This is a genomic window from Nocardioides oleivorans (genome assembly GCF_004137255.1).
In the GTDB taxonomy this organism is placed as follows: Bacteria; Actinomycetota; Actinomycetes; order Propionibacteriales; family Nocardioidaceae; genus Nocardioides; species Nocardioides oleivorans.
Genome location: NZ_SDWT01000001.1, coordinates 1,537,215 through 1,558,567 on the forward strand (window position 1 = coordinate 1,537,215; position 21,353 = coordinate 1,558,567).

The 21,353-nt window shown below is 71.8% G+C and carries 19 protein-coding genes and 1 tRNA gene; 8 read left to right on the top strand and 12 right to left on the bottom strand.

Annotated features, from left to right (window positions below):
• Positions 1-70: 70 nt before the first annotated feature.
• Positions 71-436, top strand: a complete 366-nt coding sequence (locus EUA93_RS07375; protein WP_207208624.1) for a metallopeptidase family protein — start codon at positions 71-73, stop codon at positions 434-436.
• On the opposite strand, the gene EUA93_RS07380 is transcribed toward EUA93_RS07375, so the two are convergent.
• Positions 433-2,907, bottom strand: coding sequence for an MMPL family transporter (locus EUA93_RS07380; RefSeq protein ID WP_129399531.1), 2,475 nt, complete (start codon positions 2,905-2,907; stop codon positions 433-435). The genes EUA93_RS07375 and EUA93_RS07380 overlap by 4 nt on opposite strands.
• Positions 2,900-3,592: a TetR/AcrR family transcriptional regulator gene (locus EUA93_RS07385; protein WP_129399532.1), complete on the bottom strand. Its 693-nt coding sequence runs from the start codon at positions 3,590-3,592 to the stop codon at positions 2,900-2,902. Before EUA93_RS07385 ends, EUA93_RS07380 begins: the two co-directional genes overlap by 8 nt.
• A 128-nt stretch (positions 3,593-3,720) precedes the next feature.
• On the opposite strand from EUA93_RS07385, the gene EUA93_RS07390 reads away from it, so the two are divergent.
• Both EUA93_RS07390 and EUA93_RS07395 read left to right on the top strand, forming a co-directional pair.
• Positions 3,721-4,188, top strand: coding sequence for an aminoacyl-tRNA deacylase (locus EUA93_RS07390; RefSeq protein ID WP_129399533.1), 468 nt, complete (start codon positions 3,721-3,723; stop codon positions 4,186-4,188).
• A gap of 209 nt (positions 4,189-4,397) precedes the next feature.
• On the top strand, positions 4,398-5,543 hold the full coding sequence (locus EUA93_RS07395) for a S1C family serine protease (RefSeq protein ID WP_129399534.1): 1,146 nt from the start codon (positions 4,398-4,400) through the stop codon (positions 5,541-5,543).
• Positions 5,544-5,589: 46 nt separating this feature from the next.
• Here the strand turns inward: EUA93_RS07395 and EUA93_RS07400 are convergent.
• Positions 5,590-5,679, bottom strand: a tRNA-Ser gene (locus EUA93_RS07400).
• Positions 5,680-5,796: 117 nt separating this feature from the next.
• On the opposite strand from EUA93_RS07400, the gene EUA93_RS07405 reads away from it, so the two are divergent.
• From EUA93_RS07405 to EUA93_RS07415, 3 genes are read left to right on the top strand one after another with little or no spacing between them, the layout of a single operon-like run.
• Positions 5,797-7,692 (top strand): lysophospholipid acyltransferase, encoded by a 1,896-nt coding sequence (locus tag EUA93_RS07405; RefSeq protein ID WP_129399535.1) that lies wholly within the window; start codon positions 5,797-5,799, stop codon positions 7,690-7,692.
• 46 nt (positions 7,693-7,738) lie between these two features.
• The gene (locus EUA93_RS07410; RefSeq protein WP_165355088.1) at positions 7,739-9,172 is read left to right on the top strand and encodes an HAD-IB family hydrolase; all 1,434 of its coding nucleotides are present in this window, start codon (positions 7,739-7,741) and stop codon (positions 9,170-9,172) included.
• Positions 9,169-10,566 carry a wax ester/triacylglycerol synthase domain-containing protein gene (locus EUA93_RS07415; RefSeq protein ID WP_129399537.1) on the top strand — a complete coding sequence of 466 codons (1,398 nt, stop codon included), beginning with the start codon at positions 9,169-9,171 and terminating at the stop codon, positions 10,564-10,566. The genes EUA93_RS07410 and EUA93_RS07415 overlap by 4 nt, the downstream gene beginning before the upstream one ends.
• Here the strand turns inward: EUA93_RS07415 and EUA93_RS07420 are convergent.
• The 3 genes from EUA93_RS07420 to EUA93_RS07430 all read right to left on the bottom strand — a co-directional run bounded on the left by EUA93_RS07420 (position 10,545) and on the right by EUA93_RS07430 (position 12,054).
• On the bottom strand, positions 10,545-11,009 hold the full coding sequence (locus tag EUA93_RS07420) for a GNAT family N-acetyltransferase (protein WP_129399538.1): 465 nt from the start codon (positions 11,007-11,009) through the stop codon (positions 10,545-10,547). The genes EUA93_RS07415 and EUA93_RS07420 overlap by 22 nt on opposite strands.
• A 74-nt stretch (positions 11,010-11,083) precedes the next feature.
• Positions 11,084-11,572 (bottom strand): nucleoside deaminase, encoded by a 489-nt coding sequence (locus EUA93_RS07425; protein WP_129399539.1) that lies wholly within the window; start codon positions 11,570-11,572, stop codon positions 11,084-11,086.
• Positions 11,569-12,054: a tRNA adenosine deaminase-associated protein gene (locus EUA93_RS07430; RefSeq protein WP_129399540.1), complete on the bottom strand. Its 486-nt coding sequence runs from the start codon at positions 12,052-12,054 to the stop codon at positions 11,569-11,571. The genes EUA93_RS07425 and EUA93_RS07430 overlap by 4 nt, the downstream gene beginning before the upstream one ends.
• A 97-nt stretch (positions 12,055-12,151) precedes the next feature.
• Between EUA93_RS07430 and upp the strand changes: the two genes are divergently transcribed.
• On the top strand, positions 12,152-12,793 hold the full coding sequence (gene upp / locus EUA93_RS07435) for a uracil phosphoribosyltransferase (protein WP_129399541.1): 642 nt from the start codon (positions 12,152-12,154) through the stop codon (positions 12,791-12,793).
• A gap of 69 nt (positions 12,794-12,862) precedes the next feature.
• Here upp and EUA93_RS07440 read toward each other — a convergent pair whose 3' ends face one another.
• The 5 genes from EUA93_RS07440 to EUA93_RS07460 form a co-directional block, all read right to left on the bottom strand.
• Positions 12,863-13,807: a glycoside hydrolase family protein gene (locus EUA93_RS07440; RefSeq protein ID WP_129399542.1), complete on the bottom strand. Its 945-nt coding sequence runs from the start codon at positions 13,805-13,807 to the stop codon at positions 12,863-12,865.
• A 12-nt stretch (positions 13,808-13,819) separates the two neighbouring features.
• Complete coding sequence (locus EUA93_RS07445) at positions 13,820-15,013, bottom strand: ABC transporter ATP-binding protein (protein ID WP_129399543.1); 1,194 nt, start codon at positions 15,011-15,013, stop codon at positions 13,820-13,822.
• A gap of 7 nt (positions 15,014-15,020) precedes the next feature.
• Positions 15,021-15,932, bottom strand: a complete 912-nt coding sequence (locus EUA93_RS07450) for a sugar ABC transporter permease (RefSeq protein WP_129399544.1) — start codon at positions 15,930-15,932, stop codon at positions 15,021-15,023.
• A complete protein-coding gene (locus EUA93_RS07455) occupies positions 15,932-17,536 on the bottom strand; it encodes an ABC transporter permease subunit (RefSeq protein WP_207208625.1) in 1,605 nt (534 codons plus the stop codon). The genes EUA93_RS07450 and EUA93_RS07455 overlap by 1 nt, the downstream gene beginning before the upstream one ends.
• Positions 17,537-17,620: 84 nt before the next feature.
• Entirely contained in the window at positions 17,621-18,904 is a 1,284-nt protein-coding gene (locus EUA93_RS07460) for a sugar ABC transporter substrate-binding protein (RefSeq protein ID WP_129399545.1), read from the bottom strand.
• A gap of 212 nt (positions 18,905-19,116) precedes the next feature.
• Here EUA93_RS07460 and EUA93_RS07465 point away from each other — a divergent pair, with 212 nt between their 5' ends.
• Positions 19,117-20,133: a LacI family DNA-binding transcriptional regulator gene (locus EUA93_RS07465; RefSeq protein ID WP_129399546.1), complete on the top strand. Its 1,017-nt coding sequence runs from the start codon at positions 19,117-19,119 to the stop codon at positions 20,131-20,133.
• A gap of 170 nt (positions 20,134-20,303) precedes the next feature.
• On the opposite strand, the gene EUA93_RS07470 is transcribed toward EUA93_RS07465, so the two are convergent.
• Complete coding sequence (locus EUA93_RS07470; protein ID WP_207208626.1) at positions 20,304-21,317, bottom strand: LacI family DNA-binding transcriptional regulator; 1,014 nt, start codon at positions 21,315-21,317, stop codon at positions 20,304-20,306.
• Positions 21,318-21,353 lie beyond the last annotated feature (36 nt).

The window sequence follows — 21,353 nt, forward strand, 5'->3', positions numbered from 1 at the left end:
GTCAGCACGGGGCGCGGGGTGTCGGTCACGGGGACAGTCTGGCCGAGGTGGGCGGTCGTAGGCTCGCGACGTGGAGGAGCTGGTCACGGCAGAGGCGTTCGACGAGCTCGTCCGCGACGCGATCGACGAGCTCCCCGAGTGGGTCGAGCACTTCGTCGAGGACATCGTGATCACCGTCGAGGACCTGCCGCCCGCCGAGATGGTCGGGCCCGGCCGGACCCTGCTGGGCCTCTACCGCGGTGTCCCGCGCACGCGCTACGGCGGCCGCCCGCCCGGATCGATGCCGGACACGATCACCCTCTATCGGCTGCCGATCCTGGCCACCTGCCGCGACGCGGACGACGTACCGGCGCGGGTGCTGAAGGTGCTCGGCCACGAGGTCGGGCACGCGTTCGGGCTCTCGGACGAGCGGCTCCACGAGCTCGGCTGGTACTAGTCGGCGGCCGCCGGGTGTGACCGCTCGAGCTTCGCGCCCTCCACGTCCACGTCGGGCAGGATCCGGTCGAGCCAGCCGGGCAGCCACCACGCCCGGTCGCCGAGCAGGTGCATCGCGGCCGGGATGAGCAGCATCCGGACCACGAAGGCGTCGAGCAGCACGCCGAACGCCAGCCCGAAGCCGATCGGCTTGATGGTCGAGTCGTGGGAGAAGACGAAGCCCGCGAAGACCGAGATCATGATGATCGCGGCCGCCGTCACGACCGACCGGCCGGCGTGGAGGCCGTGCTGGACGGCGACGCGCGCAGGCGCGCCGTGGGCGTACGACTCGCGCATCCCCGACACGAGGAAGAGCTGGTAGTCCATCGCCAGGCCGAAGAGGATCCCGGTCGCGATGATCGGCAGGAAGCTCAGCACCGGACCGGGCTCGTGGACGCCGAACAGGTCGGAGAGGAAACCGAGCTGGAAGATCGCGGTGATCCCGCCGAAGGCCGCGAGCAGCGAGAGCACGAAGCCGAGCGTCGCCGTGAGCGGCACCAGGATCGAGCGGAACACCACCACCAGGATCAACAGCGAGAGCCCGACGACCAGCACGAGGTAGAGCGGGAGCACGCCGGAGAGCTGCTCGGAGATGTCGATGTTGGCGCTGGCGTTGCCGGCGACGCCGAGGGTCGCCACGCCGCCGTCGGTCACCGGCGTCAGGTCGCGCAGGTCGTGGACCAGTGCCTCGGTCGACTCGCTGGACGGCCACCGGTCCGGGATCACCTGGAAGGCGAGCGCGTCGCGGTCCTTCGAGGCGCCGATCGGCACCACGGCGACCACGTCGCCGAGCTCGCCCATCGCGCTCCCGACGGCCGCCTGCGCCGCGAGGACCTCGTCCTGCGCGATCGGCTGGGGGAGGTCGGCCACGACGAGCAGCGGGCCATTGAACCCGTCGCCGAACTTCTCGGCCTGCACCTCGTAGGCCTGGTAGGCGGCCGAGTCCGGCGGCTGGGTCGCGCCGTCTGGCAGGCCGAGGCGCATCTGCGTGGCGGGCGCGGCGACGGCCAGGAGGGCGGCGATGCCGAACCCGAGCACCCCCCACGCGCGGGTGGTGCTCATCGGCCGGTCGCGCTCGGTGACGGCGTCGTCGTCGGCACGGACGCCGGCGACGTGGGCGGCCCGCTCCTTCTTGCGCAGGATCCGCATGCCCACCAGCGACAGGATCGCCGGGGTGAGGGTGACCGCCATCAGGATCGCGACGAGCACGGCGACGGCGCCGACGGTGCCCATCAGGCCGAGGAAGCCGATGCCGGTGATGTTCAGCGCGAGCAGGGCGACGATGACGGTGATCCCGGCGAAGACGACCGCGTTGCCGGAGGTGCCGTTGGCGAGCCCGATCGACTCGTGGAGGGCGGCGCCCTGCTTCAGCTGGCGGCGGTGCCGGTTGATGATGAAGAGCGAGTAGTCGATGCCGACCGCGAGGCCGAGCATCACGCCGAGCACCGGCGTGACCGACACGAAGTCCACGATGCCCGACAGCGACAGCGAGCCGAGCGAGGCGACCCCGACGCCGAGCAGCGCCGTGAGGAGCGGCAGTGCGGCGCCGACGAGCGTGCCGAGCATGACCGCCAGCACGATCGCGGCGATCACCACGCCGGCGATCTCGCCCGGGCCGAGGATCGACGGGACGGTCTGGGCGATCTCCTGCGAGGGGAGGACGCGTACGCCGTCGATGCCGGCGTCGGCGACCAGGTCCTCGATCGCGGTCTTGGCCTCGGCGCTGACCTCGTTGGTCGCGACCTGGAAGACCACGTTGGCCACCGCGGCCGAGCCGTCCTCGGACACGGACCGGTAGGGCGAGGAGAGGTCGGAGAGGGTCTTGCCGAGCTCGAGCTGGGGCGACTGCTCGTCGATCTTCGCGCGGTTGCGGTCGATCTGGGCCTGACCGTCGTCGAGCTGCTGCTCCGCGGCCGCGAGCTGGTCGCGGACGGCGGCGAGGGTGCCGCTCTCGCGGGCCTGCTCCCGCTGCTCCTCGAGGGCCGTGCGTCCGGCGTCGATCTGTGCCTGCGCGGCGTCGAGCTGGGCGATCCCGTCGGTCAGCTGCTGCTCGCCGTCGGCCACCTGCTGGGCCGAGTCGTCGAGCTGCTGCTGCGTCTCGAACGGGTCGGTGACGTCGGCGACCTCGTCGGACTTCGCGACCCGGTCGAAGAGCTCGCCGAGCCGGGTCTTCTGCTCGTCGGTGAAGGCCGAGCCGTCCGTGGTCTCGGCGACCAGCGCGCCGTTGCCGCCGCCGGTGCCCTCGAAGTCGTCCTCGAGCTGCTGGGAGACCCGCGTCGTCGGGGTGTCGGGCAGCGTGATCGACGACGACAGCGCGCCGGCGAACGACACGTACGTCACCGCGGTGAGCACCAGCAGTGCCAGCCAGGCGCCGACGACCGTCCAGTGGCGGCGGGCCGCGAAGCGACCGAGGCGGTAGAGGAGCTCAGCCATGCGGGGCCGGCCTTTCGGGGGTCGTGGTGGTGGCGCCGGCGTGGCCGACGCGGAGGCGGTGGAGGAGGCGGTCGAGCAGCACGTCCCAGTCGGTGCGGGCGCCGGGCGGGACGTCGTACGTCATCGAGGGGTGGTGCTGCAACCAGTACCCGGCGATCAGGGCCAGGCCGTTGGTGAGCAGGCAGAGGGTGAGCTCGAGGTCCAGCGGGTCGAGGCCGGGAGCGCGGGCCAGGAGCCGTTCGCGCAGGCGGCTGCCGACGAGCTCGAAGGCGGAGCGGGAGATGCCCGCGGCCCGTACGTCCTGCGGTCCCGGCTCGCCGAGCACGTGGTTGATCGTGACGATCGCGGCGGCCAGGTCGACCTCGCGAGCCGCCTCCCCGAGCGCGTCGAGCGCGCGGTGGTGGCCCTCCGCTCCCGCGGGCAGGTCGGCCGTGAGCCGGTCGACCCCGTCGAGGAGCTCGGTCGTGACCTCGGTCAGCACCTCCTCGCACACCGCGACGAGCAGCTGGTCGACGCCGGTGAAGTGGTTGAAGACGGTCCGCCGCGAGACGCCCGCCACCTCCGCGACCCGGTCGACGGTGAAGCCGTGCGCGCCGTGCTCGGTCGCCAGGGACCGGGCGGCGTCGACGATCGCCCGGTGGCGCTGGTCGCGCTGGGTCCCGGGGTCGTCGTCGGTGGCGGTCACCGGACCAGTGTTGCACTCAGTGCAAATGGAGGGGCCCGATAGCTGAGGACGTGGTGGACGTCGGACGACCTCGTCTCCGTACGCCACGTCCTCAGGTATCGGCTCCGCGGGCGCCGTAGGGTCGAGCCGTGGACGAGGAGACCCCCGCGACGACCGCCCTGACCGAGTCCGGGATCGCGCACACCATCACCCGGCACGGGCGGGTCGGGTCGCTGGCCGAGGCAGCCGCGATCCGCGGGGTGGACCCGTCGGCGATCGTGAAGACGATGGTCGTGCGGCGTGGCGAGGGTGACCACCTGCTCGTCCTGGTGCCGGGCGATCGTCAGATCTCCTGGCCCAAGCTCCGCGCGCTGCTCGGCGTCAACCGGATCTCCATGCCCGACGCCGAGGCGGCGCGCGAGGTCACCGGCTACGAGCGCGGCACGATCACCCCGTTCGGCGCCCGCGGCGACCTCCCGGTCGTCGCCGACGAGCGCATCGTCGGCCGGACGATCTCCCTCGGGGCCGGCGGGCACGGGGTCGCCGCGACGCTCGCGGCCGACGACGTCGTACGCCACTTTGGTGCCAAGGTCGCGGACGTGACCGACCCGGCCTGACGTCTGGTCGGGTCCCTCCCTGGAGTCACCGGATATCCGGGGACCACCCCGGTTGTCGGCCCAGATCCAGGCCGACAACCGGGAGACTCGGGTGCACAGCTCCTCGATTCAGGGCTCATGGCGGGCCGCTGGCTCCTCCACAGCAACCGCACAAGCGGGCTGATCAGGCTCAGGTCCACACCGACCTGAGGCCGACCCGAGGAGCCGTCATGACCACGTCCACCACCCCCCGCAGCTGGCGCCGGCGCGGCGCCGCCATCGCCGCCGCCTCGCTCCTCACGGTGACCGGGGTCGCGATGCCCGCCGCGGCTGCCGCGCCACGGCACCCGGACGTCGTACAGGCCGACAGCACGTGGCCGTACGCCGGCCGGGGCGGCGACCCGTACGGCCGCTCCTACGGCGGGGGCTGGTCGGTGCCGGGTGCGACGACCGCGACCACGACCGCCGGGCTCGACGTCTCCACGGCGACCGCCGAGCAGTCGGCCGGGCTGGTCCTCGTCACCTCGACGCTGGGCTACGACCAGGGCACGGCCGCCGGCAGCGGGATCGTCGTCGACAGCGACACGATCGTCACCAACCACCACGTGGTCGAGGGCGCGACGACCGTCGAGGTCACCGTCGCGACGACGGGGGAGACGTACGACGCCACGGTGGTCGGGACCGACTCCGCCCGCGACATCGCGGTGCTGCGGCTCGACGACGCGTCCGCCCTGACGCCCGTCACCACCGACACCGACGTCTCGGTCGGCGACGCGGTGACCGCCGTCGGCGACGCGGGCGGTGACGGCGGCGACCTCACCGCGGCCGCCGGCACGGTGACCGCGCTGCGCACGAGCATCGACGTCGCGGACGAGCAGACCGGGGAGTCGACCGAGCTGGCGAGGCTGATCGAGATCGACGCCGACATCATCGGCGGCGACTCCGGCGGTGCGCTGCTCGACGCGGACGGCGACGTCGTCGGCATGAACGTCGCCGCCTCCAGCGGCACGGCCGACATCACCGGCTACGTCATCCCGATCGCGCGCGTGCTGCGGATCGCCGACCGGATCCTCGACGGCGACGAGGGCGGCAGCATCGTCATCGGCCAGGGCGGGATGCTCGGGATCACGACCGCCGACACCACCTCCGGCCCCACGGTCGCGGGCGTCGTCACCGACAGTCCCGCCGCCTCGCTGGGGCTCGAGGCCGGAGACCTGGTCACGGCGGTCGACGGCACCCCGGTCACCACGGCCGAGGAGCTCGGCGACCTGATCGGCGCCCGCGACGCGGGCGAGAAGGTGACGGTGACCTGGACCGACAGCTCAGGCGCCCAGCAGTCGGGCACGGCGACGCTGGCGCAGGGCGTGGTGCAGTGACGAGAGGACGATCGGGCCGGCCCCGTGAGGGACCGGCCCGATCGGCTGGCGGTGGCGGTGGGATTTGAACCCACGGTGGGTTTGACCCCACACAACATTTCGAGTGTTGCACCTTCGGCCGCTCGGACACGCCACCGCGCGGAACATTACCGGAGGGACCGGGCGAGGCCGAAACCGGCGGCGGTCCTCAAGGTTCGTCCAGCAATGGACCGATCCCGTGGCCAGACGAGTGTGACGCCGGTAACTTTCGCCCATGGCTGCCGTACGTCGAATCCGTGAGGTCGCCCGCGCAGCGCTGCCCCGGGCGGTCGGGGAGCGCCTGCCGGCCGCGCCGCCGCAGGAGGTCGGCGAGCTGCTGAGCGACGAGCGTTTCCTGGCCGCCGTGAAGGAGCAGGCCGCCAGCCAGGACCGCAGCGAGTCGGAGGTCCTCGAGGAGGTCGAGGGCTACCTCCACGAGATGTCGGCGGCGCACGACGACCGTGCCTCGCAGGGCTGGGCGCGGATGGGCGAGTGGTTCCTCAGGGCGTACGACGTCCTGGTGGACGAGGACCAGGTGCAGCAGCTCCGCAAGGTCGACCGGACGCACTCCCTCGCCCTCGCCTTCAGCCACCGGTCCTACCTCGACGGCATGGTCATCCCCAACGTGCTGATGGCGCGGCGGTTCTCTCCGACCTACACCTTCGGCGGGGCCAACCTCAACCTGCCGCTCATCGGCTCGGTGGCCAGCCGGACGGGCGTCATCTTCATCCGGCGGGCCACCCAGGAGATCCCGGTCTACCGGCTCGCGCTGAGGTCCTACATCCGCCAGATGGTGACCAACAAGCGCAACCTCGCCTGGTCCATCGAGGGCGGTCGCACCCGCACCGGCAAGCTCCGGCCGCCGGTGCACGGGATCCTGAAGTACCTCACCGACACGGTGGACGGGGCCGACGCCCCTGACGTGCAGGTCGTCCCGGTCTCGGTCGTCTACGACCAGCTCCACGAGGTCACGCTGATGACCGAGGAGGCGCGGGGCGCCAGCAAGACGCCGGAGGACTGGCGCTGGCTGGTGAAGTTCGCCCGGCTCCAGCGCAACCGGCTCGGCCGGGCCTACCTCACCGTCGGTGAGCCGTTCTCGCTGAAGGAGCGGATGGGCGAGCTCGCCGCCGACGGTGTCACCGGGCACGCCGCGGTCGAGCGCGTCGCGCTCGACATCTCGCACCGGCTCAACCGCGCCACGCCCGTGACCGTCACCGCGATCGTCAGCCTCGCGCTCCTCGGCGCCGACCGGGCGCTGACCGTCGACGAGGTGCTCGACACCGTCGAGCCGCTCGCCACCTACATCGAGGCCCGCCGCTGGCCCGTCGCCGGCGCCGCCGACCTCCGGGACCGCTCGACGATCCGCCGTGCGCTCACCGAGCTGACCCGCAGCGAGGTGCTGACGGCGTACGACCAGGGCACCGAGCCGGTCTGGACGATCGCCGACGACAAGCACCTGGTCGCCGCGTTCTACCGCAACACCGTCATCCACATCCTCGTCGAGCGCGCGATCGGTGAGCTGTCGCTGCTCACGGTCAGCGAGCTGGGCCCGGACGCCGAGCTGCCAGAGGGCGGCGAGCTGCAGGTGGGCTGGGACGAGGCCAAGCGGATGCGCGACCTGCTCAAGTTCGAGTTCTTCTTCCCGGCCCGTGCCGGCTTCGAGGACGACCTGCGCACCGAGCTCGAGCTGCTGGTGGGCGAGGACGTCACCCGGCTCACGCCCGTGCGCGCCCGCGAGCTGCTGGTCACCGCCCGGCCGCACCTCGCCCACCTCGTGCTGCGTCCGTTCCTCGACGCCTACCTCGTCGTCGCCGACCGCCTCGCCGACCGCGGCGACGCGGCGGTCGACGAGGACGACCTGCTCGCCGACGCCCTCGCGGTCGGCCGGCAGTGGGCGCTCCAGCGGCGGGTCGCGAGCTTCGAGTCCATCTCGCTCGAGCTCTTCCGCACCGCGCTCGCGCTCGCCCGCCACCGCGGGCTGCTCGAGGGTGCCGACGGTGTCGGCACCGCGCGCGAGGCGTTCGCCGCCGAGCTCCGCGACTCGGTCCGCCGGGTCAACATCATCGGCGAGATCGCCGCCGACGTGGCTCCCTCGATCGTCCCCCAGCCGCGCCGGCAGGAGACCGTGTGACCACCCGGCGACGATGCTCTCCTGCGCCCCGCCGCGGGGACCCCGGATGAGCGGCCTGTCCGCGGAGGTCCGGGCGGCGATCGAGGCGATCGAGGCGGGACCGCAGGGCCCGTCCGTCGGCGCCTTCTTCGACCTCGACGGCACCCTCGTCGCGGGCTACACCGCCGCCACCTTCTACGGAGACCGGCTCAAGGGCCGCGAGGTCTCGCCGGCCGAGTTCGTCCGCACCGTCGTCACCGCCGTCGACGGCGAGCTCGGTGGCGACCCGACGAAGATCGCCCACGTCGCGTTCTCCGCGATGCGCGGCGAGTCCGAGGAGGCCTTCGCCGACCTCGGTGAGCGGCTCTTCCGCTCCAAGATCGCCGGCACCGTCCGGCGCGAGTCGCGCGCCCTCGTCGCCGCGCACCAGCGGGCCGGCCACACGGTCGCGGTCGCCTCGGCCGCGACGTCGTACCAGGTCCGGCCCGTCGCGCGGGACCTCGGCGTCGAGCACCTGGTCTGCACGCAGCTCGTCGTCGAGGACGGCCAGTTCACCGGTGCCACCGACGGCCCGATGCTGTGGGGCCGGCACAAGGCGAGCGGCGTACGACGCTTCGCGAAGGCGCACGACGTCGACCTCGCGCAGTCCTACGCCTACGGCAACGGCTACGAGGACGTCGCCTTCCTCTCCTCGGTCGGCCACCCGACCGCGCTCAACCCGCACCGCGACCTCCGCTCCGCGGCGGCCCGCCTCGGCTGGCCGGTCCTCGACCTCACCGACCCGGTCGGCGGGTCGCTCCTCGCCGCCGGACGCACCGTCGCGGCGCTCGCCGGGATGAACGCGGGCGTGACGGCAGGCATCGCCTACGGGCTCGCCCGCGGTGACCGACGCGAGGGCCGCAACCTCGCCGTCAAGCTCGCCACCCGGATCCCCATGGCCGTCGCCGGAGTGACGCTGGACGTCCTCCACCAGGAGCGCCTCTGGACCCACCGGCCGGCGATCTTCGTGGCCAACCACCAGAGCTCGCTCGACATCCCCGTCCTGGGGCGGCTGCTCGAGCGCGACTTCACGATCGTGGCCAAGAAGGAGGCGCGCTGGGACCCGCGCGCCATCGTCGGCTCGGTCGTGATCGACCCGGCCTGGATCGACCGCTCCGACTCCGGCTCGGCCCGGGCGACGCTCGACGGGGTCGTCGAGCGCATCCGCGGCGGTACCTCGCTGATGATCTTCCCGGAGGGCACGCGATCGCCGACGCCCGTGCTCGGTCCGTTCCGCAAGGGCGCGTTCCACCTCGCTGCGCAGGCAGGCGTGCCGATCGTGCCCGTCGTGCTCCGCAACACCGGCGAGCTGATGGGCCGCAGCTCGCTCGTGCTCAACCCCGGCGTCGTCGACGTCTGCGTCCTCGAGCCCGAGACCGACTGGAGCACAGACGACATGTCCGAGCGGATCGCCGCGCTGCACGCGAAGTTCGAGGCGACCCTCGCGAGGTGGCCGTCGTGACGACCGAGGACTTCGAACGATGGGGTGGCGCCGCGGGCTGGTCGACCCGTGCCGACCTGACGCCCGTCGAGACCCTGATGTGGCGCTCCGAGCGCCACCCGGTCCAGTCGTCGACCTCCGTCGTGGTGATCGACCTCGACCGTGCCCCCGACTGGAAGCGCCTCGTCGCTGCGACCGACTGGGGCACCCGGCTCGTACGACGTCTCCGCCAGCGCGTCGTCGACCCGGTCGTCCCGACCGCCGCGCCGACCTGGGCCGACGACCCGACCTTCGACCTCGGCTACCACCTCCGCCGCGAGCGGGTCGCGGACCGCGACGAGATGCTGGCCCAGGCGGCCCAGCTCGCGCTGCGGCCCTTCGACCGCACGCGCCCGCTGTGGGAGGGGGTGCTCTACGAGCTGCCGGAGGGAGCGGCGTACGTCCTCAAGATCCACCACGTGCTGGCCGACCCGCTCGGCACCGTGCAGCTGCTCGCGATGCTCCAGTCCGGCAAGCGCGCCCACACCGCGCGCAAGCCGGTCGGCGAGGTCGACGACCCCACGTCCGTCGACCCGGTCGAGCTCGCCCTCACCGGCCTCCGGACGGACGTGGCGGCCCTCCCGGAGGCTGCGCTCGACGCCGCGAGGCGGCTCGCGACGACCCGGCCGCAGACCGTGCTGGCGTCGGCGCTGCGCTACGGCGCGTCCGTGCGCCGTCTCCTGACCCACGCCGCTCCCGCCTCGCCCGAGCTGTCGCCGCGCACCGGGAAGAGGTGGACCTTCCTCACCCTCGACGCCCCGCTCGAGCCCATCCGCGCGGTCGCGAAGCAGGGTGGCGGGACGCTCGACGACGCCGCGGTCGCGCTGGTGCTCGGCGGCCTCGCCCGCTACCACCGACGACGTGACAGCGAGCTGGCCGAGCTCCCCGTCGGCGTACGCGTCTCGCTCGACCGCGCCGACGACCTCGGCAACCGCTTCGCCGGCGCGGTGATCTCCGGACCGCTCGCGATCGACGACCCGGTCGACCGGGTGGCCGCCGTCCGCGGCGAGGTGCTGTCGCTCCACACCGAGCGGGCGCTGGAGGTGCTCGACGCGGTCGCGCCTGCGATCAACCGCACGCCGTCGTTCGTCGGCGCCGGGGCGCTCCGCCTCGCAGTCGCGCCCGACGCCTTCGTGACGACGCTGCCCGGTCCGCCACGGAAGCGATTCATGGCCGGGGCGCAGGTCGAGGGGATGTACGTCCTCGGGCCGCTGCCCGGCGCAGCACTGACCGTCGTGCTCACGACCGTCGGCGACACCGCCTGCGTCGGGGTCAACGTCGACGCCAGCGCGGTCGCCGACGTCGCAGCGCTGGAGGAGTGCCTGCGCGAGGAGGTCGGATCGTTCGCCGTCGGTCAGCCGGTGGGTCCGACGTAGCAGAGCATCCGGTAGTCGGCGCCCTCCTCGATGTTCACCCAGCCGTGCCGCTCGTAGAACCGCCGGGTGTCCACGTCGACCTCGTCGACGTTGATGTGCATCTCGGGCGACCCCTGGTCGCGCGCGAGCTCGGTGCAGAGGCCGAGCACCTGCGTGCCGATGCCGCGGTCGCGCAGCGCGGGTACGACGTAGAGCTCCTCGAGCTGGGACACCGGCCCGTCGAACCAGATCGCCGGACGCAGCGTCACCAGGGCGAAGCCCACCGCATCGGGGCCGTCCTCGGCGAGGACCGCGAACACCCCGGGCAGCACGAGGATCCGGGCGAACCGCGCCTCCAGCACGTCGACGTCGTCGACCTCGGTCTCGAACTCGGTGTTGAAGTCCCACAGCAGCCGGGCGAGCACCCCCGCGTCGTCCGTGGTCGCGCGGCGTACGTCGGTCATCTTGGCCTCCTGCTCCCCGGGTACCTAGGGACGAAATGGGTGGTGGAACCCGCCCGCGACCTACCAGGACGTCCCTAGATACCCGGGGGTGCCGGGGGTGCGGGAGGTGCGGGAAGGCGGTGGCGGGCGAAGAAGCCGTCGAGGAGGGCGGTGGACTCCTCGGCGAGCACCCCGGCGACGACCTCGGGCCGGTGGTTGAGGCGGCGGTCGCGGACGACGTCCCAGAGGGAGCCGACGGCGCCGAGCTTGTCGTCGTACGCGCCGAAGACGAGGCGGTCGACCCGGGCGAGCACGAGGGCGCCCGCGCACATCGTGCAGGGCTCGAGGGTGACGACAAGGGCACAGCCCGACAGCCTCCACCCGCCGCGGGTCGCTGCGGCGGCGCGGAGCGCGACGACCTCCGCGTGGCCGGTCGGGTCGCCGTCGGACTCACGGGTGTTGCGGCCGGTGCCGATGACGGCGCCGGTCTCGTCGAGCACGACCGCCCCGACCGGTACGTCGTCGCCCGCGAGCGCGGCCTGCGCCTCGGCGAGGGCCAGGCGCATCGGGTCGTGCCACGTCATGCAGACGTCAGCCCGACGGCGTCGTCGAAGAGTTTGCCGAAGCCGAGCCGGCGCGCGATGTCGGAGAGCATCTCGTCAGGGTAGAGCTCGACGTCGTCGAGGAGCGCGCCCATCTCGATCGCGTGCACGCCGAGGTCGCCGAGCAGGTCGAGGTCGCCGGCCGGGACCTCGACGTCGTCGTCCTCCGGCGGGGGCAGGCCGAGGAAGGCGATGGCCGACTGGGCCAGCTCCCACTCGTCGGCGGCGGTCACGTCGGACAGCAGCACCCGGGTCGAGGTGCCGTCGACGCGGACGAGCACGAAGAAGTCCTCGTCGACCGCGACCATGCCGACCGCACCGGAGTCACCCGAGACGTGACGGAGCGCGTGGCTCAACGAGTCGATCGTCTCGAACGCCGGGGAGGCGATGTCACGCACCTGCCAGCTGCCGTGCTCGACGAACGCGGCCAGCGCGAAGTCGACCTCACCGCTCTGCTCGGACATGACCGACCTCCCACGGGGATCCCGACCCGTCCAATGTGCCATGAACGCCGGAGACCGCCAACCCTGATTCGGTCATCGAGGCCCTAGGGTGGGCGCCATGCGCGTCAACGTGGTGAACCACCCCCTCGTCTCCCACAAGCTGACCGTCCTCCGGGACGAGCACACCGACTCACCGACCTTCCGTCGGCTGACCGACGAGCTGGTCACCCTGCTGGCCTACGAGGCGACCCGCGAGGTCCGCGTCGACCCCAAGCCGATCACCACCCCCGTCGGTCCGACCACCGGCGTCTACCTCGCGCAGCCCAAGCCGATGGTCGTGCCGATCCTGCGCGCCGGGCTCGGCATGCTCGACGGCATGATGCGGCTCCTGCCGACGGCCGAGGTCGGCTTCCTCGGCATGGTCCGCAACGAGGAGACGCTGGAGGCGTCGACGTACGCCGAGCGCCTGCCCGAGGACCTCTCCGGTCGCCAGTGCTACGTCCTCGACCCGATGCTCGCCACCGGCGGAACCCTCGCCGCGGCGATCAAGTTCCTCACCGACCGCGGCGCCGACGACATCACCGCCATCTGCCTCCTGGCCGCACCCGAGGGCGTCGACAACCTGGAGAAGGGCCTCGCCGGCCTCGACGTGCCGGTCACCGTGGTGACTGCCGCGCTCGACCAGAAGCTCAACGAGAAGGGCTACATCGTCCCGGGCCTCGGTGACGCCGGCGACCGGTTGTACGGCGTCGCCCACTAGCCGCCTCGGGGGATGCTCCGCATCAGGAATCCGGTCGAACCGGCCCCGGCACCGGAAGACTGATGCGGACTACCGAGCGGTGAGGTAGCCGTCCCCGTCCAGCCCGACCGGCAGCGGGTCGATGATCGCCATCGCGTCCACGCCCTCCTCCTCCCGGTTGCGGAAGCCGATGAGGCACCACGACCCGTCGCGGCGCTGCACGAGCGGCGCGGCGAAGAGGTCGGGCACCGCGGTGAACGGACGCGCGGCCGACACGTCCCACGGCCCGAGCATCGACTCGCCGGGGACCGACCAGGTGCAGAACGCGCCCCAGGTCGCACGGCGTACGTCGCTCTGCTCGTCGGGGTGGCAGGTGAAGACCAGCACCCACCGGCCCTCGACCTGCTTGACCTGGGCCACCTCGAGCTGGCCGAAGCCGGCGCCCGGGCGGGTGAGCGGCTCGCGCGTCTCCCACTCCAGGAGGTCCCGGCTCCACGCGTGGCCGAGCACGCCGTCGTCGTTGCGGTCGGCGCCGACGGCCCGGGCCGTGACCAGCAGGTGCCAGCCGTCGTCGTCGCGCAGCGCCAGCGGGTCGCGCCAGGTCTCGCTGGCGGGGGGGTCCGCGGGGTCGGTCCGGTAGAGGTCGGGACGCACCGGCGCCAGCGGCTCGCCGGAGAGCCGGGTCCACGTGACGAGGTCGTCGGACACCGCCTGCCCGATGCGCTGGTCGGTCAGCCCGCCGCGGTGCGAGATGCCGGTGTAGAACATCCGCCACCGCCCGCCGTCGCACCGGATGACCGACCCGGTCCACGTGGCGAGGTCGTCGAAAGCGCCGTCCTCACCCGGGCCGAGGGCGTCGGGGAGCTCGGTCCAGGTGGAGAGGTCCGGCGAGGTGGCATGGCCCACGACCGCCCGGGCGTGCCGGGAGGCCATGCCGTCCTCGTGCCGCTCGGCCTTGAGGAAGAACAGGTGGAACAGGTCGCCGTCGTCCACGACCCAGCTGTCCCAGACCCAGTGGTGGGGGAGACGGAGCACGGGATCAGGGCATCAGTCGCGGATGGCGAGGCCGGTGTCGGGGTCGAAGTAGTGCAGCCGCTCGGCATCGAGCGCGATCTGCACCGTGTCCCCCGGCCGCACCCGCGAGCGCGGGCTGAAGGACGCGACCCAGGTGTTCCCGGCGGTGGTCGTCGGGATGTCCTCGGTGCCGGCGTCCTCCTCGAGCGCCTTGGTGTCCTCGGTGACCACGCGCGGGGCGTCGACCGGGAAGTGCACGACGATCTCGGAGCCGAGCGCCTCGGTGAGGCTGACGGTCGTCGACAGCGTCGCCCGGTTGCCGCCGTCGCGTGCGAGCGAGGCGTCCTCCATGTCCTCGCTGCGGAGGCCGATCGCGACCTGGCGGCCGGCGTACGACGCGAGGGCTGGGCGTGCCGAGGTCACGGTCTCGGGAACAGTGACCTCGGCACCCCCCATGCTGACCGTCACGCCCCGTGACGCGCGGTCCACCGTCGCGAGGGCCATGTTCATCGGCGGTGAGCCGATGAACCCTGCGACGAAGATGTTGTCGGGGTTGTCGTAGAGGTGCTGGGGTGCGCCGAGCTGCTGGAGCACCCCGGCCTTCATCAGGGCGACCCGGTCGCCCATCGTCATCGCCTCCGTCTGGTCGTGGGTGACGTAGATGGTGGTGACGTTGAGGTCGCGCTGGACCTGGCCGATCTCGGCGCGCATCTGCACGCGCAGCTTGGCGTCGAGGTTCGACAGCGGCTCGTCCATCAGGAAGACCTTGGGCTCGCGGACGATCGCGCGGCCCATCGCGACCCGCTGGCGCTGGCCGCCGGAGAGCTGCTTGGGCTTGCGGTCGAGCAGGGGCCCGAGCTCGAGCATGTCGGCGGCCCGCTTCACCCGCGCCTGGATCTCCGACTTCTCCATCCGGCGGATCTTGAGGCCGTAGGCGATGTTGTCGGCGACGCTCATGTGCGGGTAGAGCGCGTAGGACTGGAAGACCATCGCGATGTCGCGCTCGCGCGAGGACAGCGTGTTGACCACGCGGTCGTCGATCGAGAGCGTCCCGGTGCTGATGTCCTCCAGTCCCGCGATCATCCGCAGGGCTGTGGACTTGCCGCAGCCGGAGGGGCCGACCAGCACGATGAACTCGCCGTCGGCGATGTCGATCGAGAGGTCGTGCACGGCGTGGAAGCCGTTCTCGTAGAGCTTGTTGACCTTGTCAAGGACTACTTCGGCCACGATCCACTCATCCCTTCACGGCGCCGGCGGTCAGTCCGCCGACGATGTAGCGCTGGAGGTACATGAACAGGGCGACGGTGGGAATGGAGAGCACCATCGAGCCGGCCGCGAACACACCGAAGTTGGCGTTCTTGGTCAGCGGGTCGGCCACGAGGCCGTAGAGACCGACGGCTGCCGTCTTGGAGCTGTCGTCGGTGAGGAAGATGCTGGCGATGAGGAACTCGTTGATCGCGCCGATGAAGCCGAGCAGGCCGGTGATCGCCAGGATCGGCGCGACCAGCGGGAGGATGATCCCGAAGAAGACCTGCACGTGGGTGGCGCCGTCGACCTTCGCGGACTCGTCGAGGTCCTTCGGGATGGTGTCGAAGAAGCCCTTCATCAGCCAGGTGTTCACGCCGAGCGCACCACCGAGGTAGAGGATCAGCAGGCCCCACCGGGTGTTGAGGCCGATGGCCGGCCACAGCTCGGTGATGTTGGCGAACATCAGGTAGATCGCCACGATCGCCAGGAACTGCGGGAACATCTGGATCAGCAGCAGGCCGAGCAGCCCGGTGCGCCGGCCCATGAAGCGGAAGCGTGAGAACGCGAACGCCGCGCAGGCCGAGATGAACATCGACGCCGCCGCCGAGAGCGAGGCGATGACGATGCTGTTGAGGAACCAGCGCGGGAACGAGCCACCCAGCGCCTCCCGGTAGTTGTTCAGGCTGAAGCTCGTCGGCAGCAGCTCGGAGGTGCTGAGCGTGCCGACCGGGTTGAGCGAGGCCGAGAAGACGAACAGGATCGGGAAGATCGAGAACAGCAGCGCCAGCACGCCGACGAGGTGGCTCCAGCCGACGCGGCGGAACCAGCCGCCCTTGGCCGAGCCGAGCCGGACGACCTGGTCGTCCGACGTCGTGGGGTCTGCAGTTGCGGTGGCCATCAGTTGATCTCCTCGAGGGCCTGGGTGCGGCGGAAGCCGATGATCGAGACGACGGCGACGATCAGGAAGATGAAGACCGAGATCGCCGCGGCGAAGCCGTAGTCAGCGCCGGACCCGCCGAACGCGAGCCGGTAGGTGTAGGTGATCAGCAGGTCGGTGCCGCCCGCGCTGGGGTTGTCAGGTGGGAACGGGCCGCCCTGGCTGGTCAGGAAGATCGCCGGGAAGTTGTTGAAGTTGAAGGCGAACGATGTGATCAGCAGGGGCGCGAGCGCCACGAGCAGCAGCGGGAACGTGATCGTGCGGAACGCGTAGAACGGCTTCGCGCCGTCGACCCCGGCGGCCTCGACCAGGTCGGTCGAGATCGACTGCAGCGCGCCGGTGATGACCAGGAACATGTAGTTGTAGCCGAGCCACAGCTGGATCAGGAAGATCGCGAACATCGAGCTCGCGGTCGTGCCGAACCAGTTGATGTCGGTGCCGAGCAGCCGGTTCATCAGGCCGAAGTCGGTGTTGAACATCTCGCGCCAGACGAGGTACATCGCGACCGACGGCATCGTGTACGGGAGGATGATCAGCGAGCGGTAGAGCGTGCGGCCCTTCAGCAGCGGGTTGTTGAGCGCCACCGCGACCAGCAGGCCCAGGGCGAAGCAGATGACCACGGTGCCGATGGCGAACGCGAAGTTCCACACCACGATCCGCAGGAACGACGAGCGGATCGTGTCGTTGGTCAGCACGCGGGTGAAGTTGTCGAAGCCGACGCCGACCTTCCAGCCCTGCGCCAACGCCCGGCCTCCGTCGTCGGAGACGAACGACCCGCTGGAGTCGTCGGCGGTCCACGTGTTGCCGCTCGTCGCGTCCGTGACGCAGTCGCACCCCGTGTCGTACGACTGCTGCGGAGCGCCCTCGAACGCGGCAGAGAGGCCCTGGCTCTTGATCGCGCCCGCGTCGGTCGGGACGCTGAACTCCTGGATGTCGGTCTGGCGGGCGTTGACCTGCGGGACGGTCAGCACCGTGTAGCCGTCGGCCTCGGTGATCTTGCCGCCCGGTGTCGGCGACTCGAAGGTGCCGTCGTCGAGCTGCTCGAGGCCGTCGGCCGTGCCGACGAAGCTCTCCTGGGTCGACGGGTCGGCGAGCAGGAAGACGATGTCGCCGGTGGCCGGGTCGCCGTCGGTGGCCAGGGTCAACGTGTAGATCGTGGAGTCGGGGACCTGCTTGACCGAGGCGCCCTCGATCGCGGTGATCGCCTGCTCCTTGCTGCCGCGGTGGCCGTCACCGAAGTTCGTGAACGCGGTGGAGACCGTGTAGACCACCGGCACGATCTGGAAGGCGATGAGGAAGAGCGTGCCCGGCAGCAGGTACTTCAGCGGGACCGGTCGCGGGGACAGGTAGACGTAGAACGCGAGGGCGGTGACGGCGACCAGGATCGCCAGGCCCACCCAGTTGTCGGTGCGGAGCAGCGGCATGGCCGCCCACACGGCGATGGCGGCGACGATCGCCAGGCCGGCGATCTTGACCAGCAGCATCAGCGGGCTGCTGGTGCCGTCGGCCCCGAGGCCGAAGCGCGGCCGGGAGCGCTCGGGGGGCGGTGCGGAGCTGTGGGACACGTGGCTCTCCTCTTGCGGACGCGTGCCTCCCGGGCCCCGGGTCGGGCTCTCGCCCGACCCGGGACTCCGTGGAGCGACGGGCTGCTACTTGATCGCGGCTTCGATCGTCTTCGCCGCGGCCTTGATGGTGCTGTCCGGGTCGGCGCCGCCGATGACGGCGGCCTCGGCCTTGCCCAGCGGGTCCCAGACCGCCGCCATCTGCGGGATGCTCGGCATGATCTGGCCGTTGTCGGCACCGGCCTGGGCGACCGCGGCCACCGCCGGGTTGTCACCCTCGATCGCGGCCAGCGTGTCGGTGTTCGCCGGCACGTTCTTGGTGGCCTCGAAGAGCGTCTGCCCGACGTCGGCGCGCGACCAGTAGTTGGTCACGAACTCCTGCGCGAGCGTCTTGTTCGCGCCGCCGCTGGCGACGTAGGCCGCATCGACGGTGATGAACGGCGAGGCGGGGTCCATGCCCTCGAAGCCCGGCACCGCGGACACCTCGTAGTTGATGTCGCTGTCGTCGAGGGTGGTGAGCTGCCACGGGCCCTCGATGAGGAACGGCGTCTTGCCGGCGGTGAAGAGGGAGATCGCGTTGTCGGTGTTGATCGAGCGCTTGAGCACGCCCGAGCCCTTCTCGCCGAGCTCGCCGATCTTCTCGTACGCCGTCACCGCGCCGGGCGTCGCGACACCGAGGTCGGCCGGGTCGAAGCTGCCGTCGGAGCCCTGGCCGAACATGTAGCCGCCGCCGGAGGTGTAGAGCGGGTTGATGAAGTACGGGTTGCCCGTGTCGCTCACCGGCCACGCCAGCGGCTCCTGGGCGTCGCCGTCCTGGACCGCCTTCTCGCCCGCGGCCACCATGTCCTCGACCGTCGCAGGTGCGTCGGGGACCATGTCGGTGTTCCGCATGAGGACGATGTTGTTCATCGTGAAAGGCATGCCGTAGGTCTGGCCGTCGAAGGTGACGGCCTCGAGGGCGAGGGGCTGCAGGGTCGAGGCCGTGGCCTCGGGGATCTGGATCGGGTCGATGGTGCCGTTCTGCACCAGGTTGCCGATCCAGTCGTGGGCACCCATCACGACGTCCGGCGGGTCGCCGGCCTGCGCCGCGGTGACGAACTGCGCCTGGAGCTTGTCACCCGGGACGACCTCTACCTTGACGTCGACGCCGTTCTCCTCGCCGAACGCCTTGCCGAGCTCGGTCGTGGCGTCGCCACCGGGACCGGTGCCGACCCAGATCAGGAGCTCGCCGCCGGCTGCGGGTGTGTCGCCGCCCCCACCGCCGCCGCCTCCGCCGGAGCTGTCGTCGCTCGAGCCGCCACAGGCGGTCAGGGCGAGGCCGGTCGCGAGCAGGCCCGCCGCGATCCGGACGGTGTGCTTCCTACGTGCCATGAGGACTCCTCTAGTGCGGGTCTGGAGCAGGGGTGGCCATGCCGCGAGACACGGTCAGCGGTGGGACGACCGACCGGACAACCCCTTGATAAAACGATTTAGCGGGAGTAAACCTTGTGACGTACGCCACGTCAAGAGTCCTGGGCCTAGGCTCTGCCCGGCGGTGCCCGGGGTCAAGGCACAGCCGTGTAACGAAGTCGGAAAGGAACCACATGGCGTCGTCGGCCCGGCGGCGCGTGCTGCTGCGCGACGTCGCGGAGCACGCCAGCGTCTCGTCCGCCACTGCCTCGCTCGTGCTCGGCGGCCGTGACGTGCGCGTCTCCGAGGACACCCGTCAGCGCATCCTGCGCGCGGCCCGCGAGCTCGACTACCGACCGAACCTGATGGCTCGCAGCCTGCGGACGCAGGTGAGCAGCACGATCGGGCTGGTGGCCGACACGATCATCACCGGCCACTACGGCGGCGACATCATCCGCGGCGCGCTCACCGCCTCCCTCGAGCACGGGCACCGGCTGCTCATCTGCGAGTCCGAGGGCGACCCGAAGCTCGAGCCGGTGCTCGTCGACGACCTCGTCGCCCGCCAGGTCGACGGCATCCTCTTCACGACCGCGTCCCACGACGCCGTCGAGCTCCCCGCCTCGCTCGGCGACCAGCGGGTGGTGCTCGTCAACTGCGAGAGCACCCCCGCCCTCCCGAGCGTCGTGCCCGACGAGGTCGAGGGCGGTCGGGCGGCCGCGCGGCTGCTCACCGATGCCGGACACCGGGACGGCATCGTGCTCGTGGGCGAGACCCTCGCCCGCAAGCTGCCCGCCCAGCGTCGGCTGCAGGGCCTGCTCGACGTGCTCGCCGCCGCGGACACGGACTTCGCCGACCGGATCGACTGCCCCTGGTGGCCCGAGGCGGCGTTCGACGCCCTCACCGCGGCGCTGGCCGCCGGGCTCCGGCCGCGGGCGCTGGTCTGCCTCAACGACCGCGTCGCGCTCGGGGCCTACCAGGCACTCGCCGCCGCCGGGCTCAGCGTCCCGGGCGACGTCTCGGTGGTCTCCTTCGACGACTCCGAGCTGGCCAGCTGGCTGCGACCCGCGCTCTCCACGATCGGGCTCCCGGAGTTCGAGATGGGCCGCACGGCCGTCGACCTCCTCCTCGGCTCCGACCCGCCCTCGGGCGTCGTACGACTCCCGATGCCGGTGCGTGAGCGCGCGTCCATCGCCCCGCCGTCGTCCCGCTGAGCGGTGCGTGAGCCACGTTCCCGGCACCGAGAGTGTGGCTCACAGACCGCTGGGTCCGCATGTCCGCGGTGACGCGCCGACGGGCGGTGCGTGAGCCACCATTCGAGGTCGCGGAATGTGGCTCACTCACCGCTCAAGCGAGCGGCACGAGAAGAGGGCGGGGGAGGGGATCAGCCGAGGGTGGAGCGCCGGGCGACGAGCTCGGGGGTGAAGACGACCTGCTCGTGGCGGTGGTCGGGGTTGTCGGCCTCGTCGAGCACGAGCTCGGTGGCGCGACGGCCCAGCTCCTGGCGGGGCTGGCGCACGGAGGTGAGGGGTACGGCGGCGGCGCTGGCGTACTCGATGTCGTCGTAGCCGACGATCGCGAGGTCGCCGGGGACCGTCGAGCCGGAGGTGCTCAGCTGCTGGAGCAGGCCGAGGGCGAGGAGGTCGTTGGCGCAGAAGGCCGCGGTGGGGCGACGCTTGCGACCGATGCCCATCACCCGCTCGCCGGCGGAGCGGCCCTCGACGACGGTGAGGCCGTCGGTCGGCACGACGACGAGCTGGTCGCCGGGCAGTCCCGACTCGGCCCACGCCTGGCGCGCGCCCTCGAGACGGTCGCGCACCTGGCCGATCGTGTCCGGACCGCCGATGAAGGCGACGCGCGTGTGTCCCTGCTCGAGGAGGTGCTCGACGGCGAGCCGGCCGCCGAGGACGTCGTCGACGGCGACCGAGCAGAACTCGGCGTCGCCGCGGGTGCGGTCGACGATGACGAGCGGGGTGCCGTTGCGGCGTACGTCGTCGAGCACGCTCGCGTGCGGGTCGACCGGGGTGACGAGGATGCCCTGCACGCGCTGCTCGACGAGGTGCGCGAGGTAGTCGCCCTCGCGTGAGGCGCGGTTGTCGGAGTGGCACAGGAAGAGGGAGAGGTCGGCCGCCTCGGCGGCGCGCTCGGCCCCCTCGGCGACGTCGGTGAAGAACGGGTTGCGCGCGTCGAGCAGCACGTAGGCCAGCATCCGGCTGTGCCCGGCGCGCAGCTGGCGCGCCGACTCGTTGCGCACGAAGCCGAGGTCGCGCATCGCCTGCTCGACCTTGCCGCGGGTGGACGGGGAGACCCGGTCCGGGCGGTTGAGGACGTTGCTGACGGTGCCGAGCGAGACGCCCGCCAGGGCAGCGACGTCCTTGACGGAGGAGGCCCGCGCCACTCGCCGTACCTCCTCCTGCTGGATGTCGCTCCAACC

Bases quoted from the DNA above. Each gene is read 5' to 3' on its own strand.
- EUA93_RS07380 (WP_129399531.1), bottom strand. From the start codon at position 2,907: ATGGCTGAGCTCCTCTACCGCCTCGGTCGCTTCGCGGCCCGCCGCCAC.
- EUA93_RS07405 (WP_129399535.1), top strand. From the start codon at position 5,797: ATGGCTGCCGTACGTCGAATCCGTGAGGTCGCCCGCGCAGCGCTGCCC.
- EUA93_RS07465 (WP_129399546.1), top strand. From the start codon at position 19,117: ATGGCGTCGTCGGCCCGGCGGCGCGTGCTGCTGCGCGACGTCGCGGAG.
- EUA93_RS07450 (WP_129399544.1), bottom strand. From the start codon at position 15,932: ATGGCCACCGCAACTGCAGACCCCACGACGTCGGACGACCAGGTCGTC.
- EUA93_RS07395 (WP_129399534.1), top strand. From the start codon at position 4,398: ATGACCACGTCCACCACCCCCCGCAGCTGGCGCCGGCGCGGCGCCGCC.
- EUA93_RS07460 (WP_129399545.1), bottom strand. From the start codon at position 18,904: ATGGCACGTAGGAAGCACACCGTCCGGATCGCGGCGGGCCTGCTCGCG.
- EUA93_RS07425 (WP_129399539.1), bottom strand. From the start codon at position 11,572: ATGACGTGGCACGACCCGATGCGCCTGGCCCTCGCCGAGGCGCAGGCC.
- upp (WP_129399541.1), top strand. From the start codon at position 12,152: ATGCGCGTCAACGTGGTGAACCACCCCCTCGTCTCCCACAAGCTGACC.
- EUA93_RS07420 (WP_129399538.1), bottom strand. From the start codon at position 11,009: ATGACCGACGTACGCCGCGCGACCACGGACGACGCGGGGGTGCTCGCC.
- EUA93_RS07430 (WP_129399540.1), bottom strand. From the start codon at position 12,054: ATGTCCGAGCAGAGCGGTGAGGTCGACTTCGCGCTGGCCGCGTTCGTC.
- EUA93_RS07410 (WP_165355088.1), top strand. From the start codon at position 7,739: ATGAGCGGCCTGTCCGCGGAGGTCCGGGCGGCGATCGAGGCGATCGAG.